We start from the raw sequence: 11,377 nt of genomic DNA, 5'->3' as shown, positions 1-11,377 counted from the left end.
AGTTACACCTGTGTAAGCACTTGCCTCGATTCAGACCCCGCCGGACGCGTTGTACACGCGTCCGACGGGGTCTTGTTGTATCTTGTTGCTGTTCAACCTCTTATGGCCAACGTGTAAAACGGTGCTGTCGAACGCCTGCTGTGAGAGACCTTCTTTTCCGATCTCTACCCCCGCAGCGACTCGCGCACGGAGGCGATCACGGGCGGCGCGATGGCCTCGGCGGGGCCGTCGACCAGCGCGCCGGCGGCCTTCACGTGCCCACCGCCGCCGAACTTCCGGGCCATCCGGTTCACGTCGGCGTGGCCGTTGGAGCGGAAGGAGATCTTCGTCTTCCCGTCCTCCGTCTCCCTGAACAGCAGCGCCACCTCGGTGCCGGCGATGGAGCGCGCGTGCTCGATCAGCCCGTCGAAGTCCTCGCCGTCGGCGTTCAGCCGGTCCGCCGTCTCGCGCGTCACCAGCATCCACGCCAGCCCCACCTCCTCGTCGAACTGCAGCGTGCTGAGCGCCTCGCGCAGCAGTTCCAGCCGCCGCAGCGGCGCCGTGGCGAACAGGCGGCGGTAGACGACCTCGGGGTCGATCCCCCGCCCCAGCAGGTCGGCCGCCACGGCGTGCGCGCGCGGCGTGGTGTTGCTGTAGCGGAACGAGCCGGTGTCGCTGACGATGGCCACGTACGCGCCCAGCGCCGCCACCGCCGGCACCTCGTCGCCGGTGACGCGGATCAGGTCGTACACCATCTCGCCCGTGGCCGCAGCGGACGGGTCCTGCACCGCCGTGTCGCCCACCACCTCGCGCCCGGCAGGGTGATGGTCCACCACGAGTGTCCTGTCCCTGGGCAGCCGCGGCGCCAGGCCGCCGACGCGCTGCGGCTCGGCGGTGTCGAGCACCAGGAAGAGGTCGGCCGCGTCAATGGCCGCGTCGGCCTCGGAGCTCCCCATCTCCGCGACCACGTCCTGCCGGTGCAGGAGGAAGCGGAAGGTCTGCGGGAACTCGGTGGGGTTGACGATGGTGGCCTCGATCCCGTTCTCCTCGAGCCACGCGGCGGCCGCCGCCTCGGAGCCGCACCCGTCGCCGTCGGCGTTCACGTGCGTGGTGAGCACCACGCGGCGCACGCCCAGCAGCCGCTGCGCCACGCGCCGCAGCGTGAAGGAACGGGAGTCGGGAACGTCCAGCAGGCCGCGTTGCGCCATCGGGGCTCGTGACGGGAAGACCGGGGGTGATGAGAAGCACGGATGCTACATGCCGCACCCGCCGCGCGCAATCCGTATCGCATCCCATGGGTGCGCGCCGCGCGGCGCTCCTCCCGGCCGACCCCGCCCGGTCCAATGACGACCACGCCTGCCCGTGCGCCACGCGGCGCCGTCCCGGACGCCCGGATCGCGCGCGGATCCAGGCAGGGCGACATTTTGCGTCGCGTCCCGGCGTGGATCCGTGGAACTCCGCGGCGGCTCGCGGGTGTCTTCACGGTCGCCCGACACGCGCCCTGGCGGGGAATGGACCGGCGTCCGCGCGCGCGGACGGCGGGGCGCGCTTGACGGAGTGGCCGGGCGGCGCCAGTTTGCTTGCCTTTCCGAGACGCAACGCGCCCCGATTGGACCAGCGGGCGCCCCCGCGAGCCACGCAGCACCCCCGCCGGCGGACGCACGCGCATCCCCCGGACGGACATCCGAACGGTCCCCAGGGCGGGACCCGAACGCGGCGCGCCGCACGCACGCGGCGCCCGGCCAACCCCCACGGCGGACGCCGCCAGCCGCTTCCGCCTCCACAGGAGCCTCCATGAGCCTTTTCGCTCGCAAGTCCATCGACGAGCTGCGGCAGGACGCGTTCAGCGAGGGCGAGCACAGCCTCAAACGCGCGCTCTCGGCGAGCAACCTGGTGCTGCTCGGCATCGGCGCCATCATCGGCGCGGGGATCTTCGTGCTCACCGGCAGCGCCGCGGCGCAGTACGCCGGGCCGGGCATCTGGATCTCGTTCGTCGTGGCCGGCCTGGGGTGCCTGTTCGCCGGGCTGTGCTACGCCGAGTTCGCCGCCATGATCCCCATCGCCGGCAGCGCGTACACCTACGGCTACGCCACGCTGGGCGAGCTGATCGCGTGGATCATCGGGTGGGACCTGATCCTGGAGTACCTGTTCGGGGCGTCGACGGTGGCCGTGGGGTGGTCGGGATACTTCACCGCCTTCCTCAACGAGCTGGGGATCTCCATCCCCACCGCGCTCTCCTCCGCGCCCTTCGCGCTGGTCGAGGGGCACATCCAGCGCACCGGGGCGTTCATGAACATCCCCGCGGTGGTGCTGGTGCTGCTGATGACCACGCTGCTGGTGATCGGCATCCAGGAGTCGGCCCGCTTCAACAACGTGATCGTGGTGGTGAAGACGGCCATCGTGCTGATGGTGATCTTCTTCGGCTTCCAGTACGTGCACAAGGAGAACTGGAGCCCCATGATCCCGCCCAACACCGGCGAGTTCGGGCACTACGGGATCAGCGGGATCGTGCGCGGCGCGGCGGTGGTGTTCTTCGCCTACATCGGCTTCGACGCCGTCTCCACCGCGGCGCAGGAGGCCAAGAACCCGCAGAAGGACATGCCCATCGGCATGCTGGGCTCGCTGGCCATCTGCACCGTGCTGTACATCCTGATGTCGCTGGTGATGACGGGAATGGTGCACTACACCAAGCTGAACGTGCCGCACCCGGTGTTCGTGGCCATCGACGCGGCCGGCCCGGCGCTGCGCTGGCTGACCTACTTCATCAACATCGGCGCCATCGCCGGCCTGGCCTCGGTGGTGCTGGTGATGCTCATGGGGCAGCCGCGCATCTTCTACTCGATGTCGCGCGACGGGCTCCTTCCCGCAGCGTTCGGCAAGGTGCACCCGCGCTTCCGCACCCCCTACATCACCACCATCATCACCGGCGTGGTGGCGGCGGTGATCGCGGGGCTCTTCCCCATCGGCGTGCTGGGCGAGCTGGTGTCGATCGGCACCCTGCTGGCCTTCGTCATCGTCTGCGGCGGCATCATCTACCTGCGCTACACCGAGCCCAACCGCGAGCGTCCCTTCAAGACGCCGCTGGTGCCGCTGGTGCCGATCCTGGGGATCCTCACCTGCGGCTACATGATGGCCTCGCTGCCGGGCGACACCTGGCTGCGCCTGATCATCTGGATGGTGATCGGCCTGGCCATCTACTTCCTGTACAGCCGCACCCACAGCGTGCTGCAGCGCACCGGCCACATGTCGCGCTCGGCCGACTTCCCGCCCGAGGGCGACAGCTACACCCGCTCGCGCGACGAGCGCCCCCGCTCCTGACCCGCAGGGCGACGGCGCGGTGAACCGGGCCCGGGCCCGCCCACGCGGCGGGCCCGGGTTCGTTTCCGCACGAAAACGGGTGGGGGGGACTGGCGCGCGGGCGTTCCCCGGATATCTTCACGGGCCGCCGCAGTGGGGCGCTCCCCGCCGGCGGCCGCAGAGGACCACCAGCAGCGCGTGCGCGCCCCCCGCGGAAAGGGGGTCGGGTACGCCGGGCTTTCGCATTTCCGCAGACCACACATGACCTGGCACGTCTATCTCGTCCCCGCGCTGGGCGCGGTGGCCCTGATCTACACCCTCTGGCGCTCGGCGTGGGTCACGCGGCAGGACCCCGGCAGCGAGACCATGCGCGAGATCGCGGGGCACATCTCCTCCGGCGCGCGCGCCTTCCTGTTCGCCGAGTACCGCGTGCTCGCGGTGTTCGCGGTCGTCGCGGCCATCGGCCTCTTCTTCCTGGGGTCCACCAGCGAGAACTCGAGCCCGCTGATCGTGGTGTCGTTCGTGATCGGGGCGCTGTTCTCGATCATGGCCGGCTTCATCGGGATGACGGTGGCCACCAAGGCCAACGTCCGCACCGCCAACGCCGCCCGCACCGGGCTGGCGCGCGCGCTCGACGTCTCCTTCGCCGGCGGGTCGGTGATGGGAATGGGCGTGGCCGGGCTGGCGGTGCTGGGGCTGGGGGGGATGTTCATCGTCCTCTACATGATCTTCGCCAAGGACGCGCCGCCCTCGGGGCCCAGCATGGCGCGCGCGCTGGAGGTGCTCACCGGCTTTTCGCTGGGCGCCGAGAGCATCGCGCTGTTCGCGCGCGTGGGCGGCGGCATCTATACCAAGGCGGCCGACGTGGGCGCCGACCTGGTGGGGAAGGTCGAGGCGGGGATCCCCGAGGACGACCCGCGCAACCCGGCCACCATCGCCGACAACGTGGGCGACAACGTGGGCGACGTGGCGGGGATGGGCGCGGACCTGTTCGGCAGCTACGTGGCCACGATCCTCGCGACGATGGTGCTCGGCCGCGAGGTGCAGGTGGGGCGCTTCGACGACCCGGTGATGGGCCTCTCGCCCATCCTCCTCCCCATGCTGATCGCGGCGATGGGGATCGTCTTCTCGCTCGCCGGCATCCTGCTGGTGCGGGTGAAGGACGACAACGGCAACGTGCAGCAGTCGCTGAACATCGGGAACTGGGCGTCGATCCTCCTCACCGCCATCGCCTCCTTCTTCCTCATCCGCTGGATCCTTCCCGCGGGGGAGATGTCGCTGCGGCGCGCGGACTCCACGCCCTTCACCTCGATGGGCGTCTTCGTGGCCGTCGTGATCGGCCTGGTGGTGGGCACGCTGATGAGCCTGATCACCGAGCACTACACGGCCATGGGCCGGCGCCCGGTGCGCTCCATCGTGCGCCAGTCGTCGACGGGGCATGCCACCAACGTGATCGGCGGCCTGGCGGTGGGGATGGAGTCGACCACGGCACCCATCATCGTGCTGGCAGCGGGGATCATCGGCTCGTACCAGGCTGCCGGGCTGTACGGCGTGGCCATCGCCGCGGCGGGGATGATGGCGACCACGGCGATGCAGCTGGCGATCGACGCGTTCGGCCCCATCGCCGACAACGCGGGCGGCATCGCGGAGATGAGCGGGCTGCCCAAGGAGGTGCGGCAGCGCACCGACATCCTCGACGCGGTGGGGAACACCACGGCGGCCACGGGGAAGGGCTTCGCCATCGCCTCGGCCGCGCTCACCTCGCTGGCGCTGTTCGCGGCGTTCATGGGCACGGCCAACATCGACCGCATCGACATCTCCAACGCGCGGGTGCTGGGCGGGCTGTTCGTGGGCGCGATGATCCCCTTCATCTTCTCGTCCCTGGCCATCAGCGCGGTGGGCCGCGCGGCGATGAGCATGGTGCAGGAGGTCCGCCGCCAGTTCCGCGAGATCCCGGGGATCATGGAGGGCACGGGGAAGCCCGAGTACGAGCGCTGCGTGGCCATCTCCACCCAGGCCGCCATCCGCGAGATGGTGCCGCCGGGAGCGATCGCGCTGCTGGCGCCGGTGATCGTCGGCTTCACGATGGGGCCGGAGGTGCTGGGCGGGATGCTGGCGGGCGTGACCGTCTCGGGCGTGCTGATGGCCATGTTCCAGAGCAACGCCGGCGGCGCGTGGGACAACGCCAAGAAGAGCTTCGAGAAGGGCGTGGAGATCGAGGGGCAGACGGTGTACAAGGGCTCGGACGCGCACAAGGCGGCCGTGACCGGCGACACCGTGGGCGACCCCTTCAAGGACACCTCCGGCCCGTCGATGAACATCCTGATCAAGCTGATGTCCATCGTGTCGCTGGTGATCGCGCCGCACATCGCGGCCGAGCGCGTGGTCGCACCGCCCGCCCCGGTCACGCCGGAGCCGGCGGCGATGGCGCCCGCCGCGCAGGTCGACGCGCCGGTGGCCCTGGTGCGCTGAACGTTCCCGAATCGCGACATCGCAAGGCCCGGCGGGGTTCGCCCCCGCCGGGCCTTCTGCGTCACCATCGGTAGAGGGATTGCCAGAACTGATCCGCGCACCGGAGGCATGGTGAGATAACCCGTTCCACCACAACATCTTACCTGTCCTGCAGCACAGCCCCTATGAGGACACCGCCAGATCAATTTAGCGAGTATTTTACGCCCTTGCGTACCAGATGTTCTGGACTATCGTTGGGGCGTTCCTGGTCATTGACATTAACCTAGCGATGGGTTATTCTATGGCAACGGTGCTGAGGGTGGATGGGTACCGCGTGATTATCCGCACTCGCGACCACGAACCGCCGCACGTGCACGTGTACTGCTCGGGCTACGAGGAGCATGTGGTACTGGACCTGGTGCCGGTGGGCGTCCGCGAGCTGCGCCGGATGCGCCCGAAGCACGTGGTGAAGGCGGTGCGGCTGGTGGAGGACGCGGCCGACTATCTCATGAACTGCTGGGAGGAGATCCATGAGCAAGACTGAACGGCTGTCCGACGCGCAGATCCTGGCCCAGCTCGATGGCGCCCGCCGGCGCGCGGCGCTGGCCGACGCAAACGAGCCGCGCGCGACCTCGGCGCGCTACGACGCCGAGTCGGGCCGGGTGCTGCTGGAGCTCGCCGACGGCGGGCTGGTGGGGTTCCGCGCCGCGTCCGAGCGCGAGCTGGCCGGGCTCTCCGCCGACGAGCTGGCCACGGTGCGGGTGGAGTCCGGCGGCAGCGTGCTGCACTGGCCCGACGCCGACGTGCACATCGACGTGCCCGGGATCATCGCCCACGTCGTCAACATGGCGGCGTGGGCGCCCAAGTACCTGGGCGGGCGCACCAGCCCGGCCAAGGCGCGGGCCGCGCGCGAGAACGGCCGCAAGGGCGGACGCCCCCGCAAGCGGGACGTGGCGTAAGCAACAACCTGCGCGGCTCGACGTCTCACGCAGAAGCGAGGAGATGTAACACGGCGGGTGCGGCGAAGGGACCCTGATTCCCCGAGGGTGCGCAGGATGCGTCGTCGGGCGCGGGCGGAGCCTTGCGCGCCGACCGACCATCGCCTTGCGGCCCCTGCACCGCCGGTGCCGCGCGACCGTTTCGCCGTTCCGGCCTTCGGTACGCGCCGTGCACGCGGCCTTCGGAGAGACTTGCCCGACCCGGAGATCCCCGACGAAGTCCTGCGGTTCCTGGCCGAGCACGTGGAGAGCGCGGAGCAGCTCGACGCGCTGATGCTGCTGCGCGCCGACCCCGCGCGCGGCTGGACCGCCGAGGCGCTGAGCCAGGCGCTCTTCTCCGTCCCCCAGTCGGCCGCGCGCACGCTGGAGCGGCTGCAGGCGCACGGCTTCGCGGCGGGCGACGGTGCATCGCCGCCGACGTACCGCTACGCCGCCGCGAGCGCGCACGCGGCCCTGGTCGAGCGGCTGGCGGAGGCGTACCGCGCCAACCGCGCGGCGGTCATCAAGCAACTGTTCGCCCGGCGCGCGGACCCCGTGCGCTCGCTGGCCGACGCGTTCCGGCTGAGGAAGGAGTGATGGCGACCCTCGTCTACGTGCTCTGCGCGCTGACCAGCGCGGCGTGCGCGGCGCTGCTGCTGCGCGGGTACTTCCGCGGCCGCGTGCGGCTGCTGCTGTGGGTGGGGCTGTGCTTCGTGGGGCTGGCGCTGAACAACGTGCTGCTGTTCGTCGACGTGCGGATCGCGCCGGACGTGGACCTGTCGCTCTGGCGCTCGCTTCCCGCGCTGGCGGGGCTGCTGGTCCTGGTCTACGGGCTGGTATGGGAGACGCGCTGAAGGCGCTGGTATCGGGCGCCATGGTGATGGCGTACCTGGTGGCGGGGCTGTTCTTCCTCCGCTTCTGGCGCGACACCCGCGACCGGCTGTTCGCCATCTTCGCCGCGGCGTTCTGGCTGCTGGCCGTGCAGCGCGCAGTGCTGACGCTCCTGGCGCACCCGGGGCAGGAGGGCGCGATCTGGATCTACGCGCTGCGGCTGCTGGCCTTCGTCCTCATTCTCTTCGCGGTGATCGACAAGAACCGCTCGGGGTGATCCAGCTCCCCTGCCACGCGCGGCCGTAGCACGCCCGGCAGGCCGCACGAAAGTCTTGTACTCGGATGTCCACGCCGTAGATTGGGTTTCCCCTGCACAAGCTGGAAGCGCCTCCGGCCCCCCCGGCCCGTGAGCAACGCGGAGCGCAACCGATGGCGATGAAGTCCGTGCTCATCGTCGACGACGACCCCGACCAGCACGTCCTGGCGGGCCTGTACCTGGAGCACGCGGGATATTCCGTGCTGCACGCCAGCGACGGCCGCGAGGCCTACCTGGCGGCGCGGAGCGAGCACCCGTCGCTGGTGCTGATGGACATGCGCATGCCCGAGGTCGACGGCGCCGCGGCGTTCCGTCTCCTCTCCCGCGACCCGCGGACGCGCACGATTCCCGTGGTGGCCGTCACCGCCGACGTGGTGTCGTGGCCGGAGTCGCGGTCGCTGCACGAGGGGTTCGCGGGGCACATCAGCAAGCCGTGCGACCTGGTGCGCATCCGCGAGGTGGTGCGCCGGGTGATCGGCCCCGCCGACGAGCCCTGGGTTCCCACGCACGTCGGGTTCGCCGCCGTCGGGCCCCGCGCCGTCGCCATCGACTGAGCGCAATCGCCGAAACATCGAAGCGCGCTGGAGCCATCTCCGGCGCGCTTCGTCCGTTCTATCTCAACCCAAACGATCTTATTGTCTCACGCAGAGTCAGCAGAGTCAGCAGAGAACTGCAGTTCCTCTGCTGACCCTGCTAACTCTGCGTGAGAAATTCTTTTTTCGATTTCATCGCCGCGTGGAGGACGGCGCGCGGCGGGGCGGGGTCGTCTCCGTGGTGTCGGAGCGGTCCTGGTCGGGGCGCGCGGGGGCGTTGTTGCCGCGGATCTCCACGCCGCCCAGCACGAGGCCGCGCACCGGCAACCCGTCCGGCAGCATCCGCTCGATCAATGAGACGCGGATCGGGCGCATCTCCACGTTCACGTCGACGAACTGCATGGTGTCGCCCAGGATCATCCCGAAGTTGCCGTCGATCCGCGTCTGCGGTGCGCGCAGGTGGGCGTTGCGCGCGTCGATCATGATCCCCCCCGGCCGCGTCTCGATCAGCAGGTTCATCGAGCCGCCCAGCGTGTTGGGGAAGCGGCGGTACAGCCACTGGAAGTCGCGGAAGCTCACCGAGTCGCCGCGCAGGGCCACGTCGTACATCGGCCCCTGGGCGGGGTTGAACCATTCCGGGTAGTTGTCGAAGCGCACCACGCCCGAGACGGCCATCTTCGAGTGCGGCATCCGCGCCACCGGCAGGTCGAACTCCGCGAACCCCGTCTTCACCCCGCGGTAGCGCGCGTACCCGGTGCTGCTCATCTCCTCGCCGGGGAGCGCGAACTGGCCCTGCAGGTGGGTGACGACGATGGGCTTGCGGTAGAAGTGGATGTTGGTGCGCAGCGAGTCGATCCGCGCGCGCGTTCCCAGCTCCGAGCCGGGGGCGAAGCGCACCTGCGTCAGCACGCCGTTCACCTGCCGGAGGTCCACCGTGCGCACGTAGCCGCCGTTCACCGGGCGGATCACCACGTCGGACGTGTCGGTCAGGAACTGGCGGATCTGCCGGCGCTGCGCGGCGGGCGGGAGCGTGGTGTCGGCGCGGAACGGGGTCTCCACGCGCACGGTGCCGTCGACCAGGCGCACGAAGGCCATGTCGGTGGAGCGCTCCACGTGCGGGCGCGTGGTGTCGACCGGCGTGGTGTCGGCGAAGATCGCCTGATAGTTCCAGAGCGAGTCGCCCGGCATCTTGAACACCCAGATGCGCGGGCGGTAGAGCGTGAGCGAGTCGATCACGATCTTCGGCGACAGCAGGGTGCGCACGTCGTACTCGGCGAACGCGCTGTCGGCCAGGATGAAGGCGCGGCCCTGCGTGTCGCGGAGGGAGATGCCGTACAGCTTCGCCCCCTCGAACAGGTTCCCCTCCACCCGGGCGACGACCAGCCTGCCGCCCTTGATGGACCCGCCGAGCGCCGTGAGCGTCTGCCGCAGCACCCACTCGTGGCCCGGCCTGGTGCGGGCGACGATGTTGGCCACGAGGAAGGCCAGGAGCACGCCCAGGAGCACGCCCCCCAGCATCCACGAAAGCAGCCGGACCCCGCGCGAGCGCGCCATGGCGCCTCAGCCCTCCCCCGCCCCGCCGCGCACCAGCCGCAGCGGCCGGCCCGCCGTGGGCCCACGGCCTCCGCCGGCCGTCCGCGCGCGCTCGCGCAGGATTCGGGTGACGTAGACCGCCGCGGCGCCGGCGACCAGCGCGGCGCCCACGGCGGCGGCGATGCGCCGCACGGGCACGGTACGCTCGCTCATGGGCGCGGCTCCTCGCGGTCGTCGGTGAAGATGGCCTCCACCTCCATCCGCCCCCTCGCGTCCAGCGGCGGACGGCCGCGGCGGAAGAAGAGGTGGCGGCTGGTGGGGATGAAGTCCTTCGCGTCGTCGAAGTACATGTAGTGGGTGACGCGGATGGTGTCGCCGTCCAGGCGCAGCACGTTGAGCGAGTTCTTCTCCGCCTCGCGGGCGCGGCCCCGGCGACTGGTCGAGGTGCCGCTCTGCACGATCACGATCCCGTGCTCGCGGTCGGCGCCGGCGTACACGTCGAGCGAGTTGCCGATGTAGGCGCGGTGCAGGTGCCCGCCCATGATCATGTCCACCTTCATGGCCGTGAACGCGTCGAGCGCGCGCTGCGCCTTGGGCATCACCTCGCCGCCCTCCCAGTCCGGCGGCGGGGCGAAGTGGTGGTGGGCGACGACGATGCGCAGCTCGCCGTCCGGCAGCCCCTCGAACGCCTCACGCGCCAGCTCGATCTGCCAGCGGTGGATGCGGCCGTTGGTGATGGCGCTGTGCGGCGCGGTGGAGTTCAGCGCCACGATGGTGGCGCCCGGGATCTTCGTCACCGTGTCGAGCTCCCGCTGGATGTGCGCGCGGTAGTGGCGATACGGCTCCAGCATCCGCTCGGCGAAGCGGTACAGCGGCACGTCGTGGTTCCCCGGCGTGACCACCGTGGGCACGTCGGGAAAACGGTCCAGGAACGCGCGCGCGGCGGCGAACTGCTCGGGCTTGGCGCGCTGGGTGAAGTCGCCCGAGGCGATGATGGCCGTCGGCGTCAGCCGCGACGCGAACGCCTGCACCGCCTCGCCCACGTGCGGCAGGTACGGCGGCCCGAAGTGCAGGTCCGAGACGTGGAGGAGCGTGATCAACCGGCGGCCGGGCTTCGGGTCAACGTTTCTCCCGCGCGAACTGCGGGTGAAGATGCGACGCGCGTGCCAGAATGGAGACGATGCGAGTAAACTCGCGGCTGCGACGGCACACAGTCCGCCTTCGCGGACGTTCGACGGCGTCTCACCCGAAGCCCGTCGCGCGCGCCACCACCTCGTCCACACCGCCGCCAGTAGTCCGCGAAGGCGGACTTCGTGTGGTTGTTGCCGCGAATTCAACGCTTGGTGGGATTCACCAAGCGAGCAAATCCGCAAACTGAAGTGCAGGGCGCGCATGCTTGCGATTCATCCAGATGAAGAAGTTGTGCAGCGCCACCTTGGCCGCCAGACGTGCCTTGAAGC

The 11,377-nt window shown here is 70.2% G+C and carries 12 protein-coding genes; 8 read left to right on the top strand and 4 right to left on the bottom strand.

The genetic code is table 11. The features are described from left to right. Positions 1 to 164: 164 nt before the first annotated feature. A complete protein-coding gene (locus tag VF092_06855; GenBank protein HEX6747001.1) occupies positions 165 to 1,187 on the bottom strand; it encodes a bifunctional oligoribonuclease/PAP phosphatase NrnA in 1,023 nt (340 codons plus the stop codon). A 586-nt stretch (positions 1,188 to 1,773) separates the two neighbouring features. On the opposite strand from VF092_06855, the gene VF092_06850 reads away from it, so the two are divergent. The 8 genes from VF092_06850 to VF092_06815 all read left to right on the top strand — a co-directional run bounded on the left by VF092_06850 (position 1,774) and on the right by VF092_06815 (position 8,405). Next, a complete protein-coding gene (locus tag VF092_06850; GenBank protein ID HEX6747000.1) occupies positions 1,774 to 3,297 on the top strand; it encodes an amino acid permease in 1,524 nt (507 codons plus the stop codon). A 240-nt stretch (positions 3,298 to 3,537) separates the two neighbouring features. Further along, positions 3,538 to 5,748: a sodium-translocating pyrophosphatase gene (locus tag VF092_06845; GenBank protein HEX6746999.1), complete on the top strand. Its 2,211-nt coding sequence runs from the start codon at positions 3,538 to 3,540 to the stop codon at positions 5,746 to 5,748. A gap of 313 nt (positions 5,749 to 6,061) precedes the next feature. After that, a complete protein-coding gene (locus tag VF092_06840; protein ID HEX6746998.1) occupies positions 6,062 to 6,271 on the top strand; it encodes a DUF4160 domain-containing protein in 210 nt (69 codons plus the stop codon). Further along, on the top strand, positions 6,258 to 6,686 hold the full coding sequence (locus tag VF092_06835) for a DUF2442 domain-containing protein (protein ID HEX6746997.1): 429 nt from the start codon (positions 6,258 to 6,260) through the stop codon (positions 6,684 to 6,686). Before VF092_06840 ends, VF092_06835 begins: the two co-directional genes overlap by 14 nt. 231 nt (positions 6,687 to 6,917) lie before the next feature. Further along, on the top strand, positions 6,918 to 7,301 hold the full coding sequence (locus VF092_06830; protein ID HEX6746996.1) for a hypothetical protein: 384 nt from the start codon (positions 6,918 to 6,920) through the stop codon (positions 7,299 to 7,301). Beyond that, on the top strand, positions 7,301 to 7,558 hold the full coding sequence (locus VF092_06825; protein HEX6746995.1) for a DUF5985 family protein: 258 nt from the start codon (positions 7,301 to 7,303) through the stop codon (positions 7,556 to 7,558). The genes VF092_06830 and VF092_06825 overlap by 1 nt, the downstream gene beginning before the upstream one ends. Continuing rightward, positions 7,543 to 7,812: a DUF5985 family protein gene (locus VF092_06820; GenBank protein HEX6746994.1), complete on the top strand. Its 270-nt coding sequence runs from the start codon at positions 7,543 to 7,545 to the stop codon at positions 7,810 to 7,812. Before VF092_06825 ends, VF092_06820 begins: the two co-directional genes overlap by 16 nt. A gap of 152 nt (positions 7,813 to 7,964) precedes the next feature. Beyond that, entirely contained in the window at positions 7,965 to 8,405 is a 441-nt protein-coding gene (locus tag VF092_06815) for a response regulator (protein HEX6746993.1), read from the top strand. A 171-nt stretch (positions 8,406 to 8,576) separates the two neighbouring features. On the opposite strand, the gene VF092_06810 is transcribed toward VF092_06815, so the two are convergent. Genes VF092_06810 through VF092_06800 form a run of 3 tightly spaced genes read right to left on the bottom strand, consistent with a single transcriptional unit; the run spans position 8,577 to position 11,017 of the window. After that, on the bottom strand, positions 8,577 to 9,938 hold the full coding sequence (locus VF092_06810; protein ID HEX6746992.1) for a hypothetical protein: 1,362 nt from the start codon (positions 9,936 to 9,938) through the stop codon (positions 8,577 to 8,579). A 6-nt stretch (positions 9,939 to 9,944) separates the two neighbouring features. Then, a complete protein-coding gene (locus VF092_06805) occupies positions 9,945 to 10,130 on the bottom strand; it encodes a hypothetical protein (GenBank protein HEX6746991.1) in 186 nt (61 codons plus the stop codon). Beyond that, entirely contained in the window at positions 10,127 to 11,017 is an 891-nt protein-coding gene (locus VF092_06800; GenBank protein HEX6746990.1) for a metallophosphoesterase, read from the bottom strand. Before VF092_06800 ends, VF092_06805 begins: the two co-directional genes overlap by 4 nt. Positions 11,018 to 11,377: the final 360 nt, after the last annotated feature.

The organism is Longimicrobium sp., assembly GCA_036377595.1.
Taxonomy (GTDB): domain Bacteria; phylum Gemmatimonadota; class Gemmatimonadetes; order Longimicrobiales; family Longimicrobiaceae; genus Longimicrobium.
This window is presented reverse-complemented; position numbering and strand designations above follow the sequence as displayed.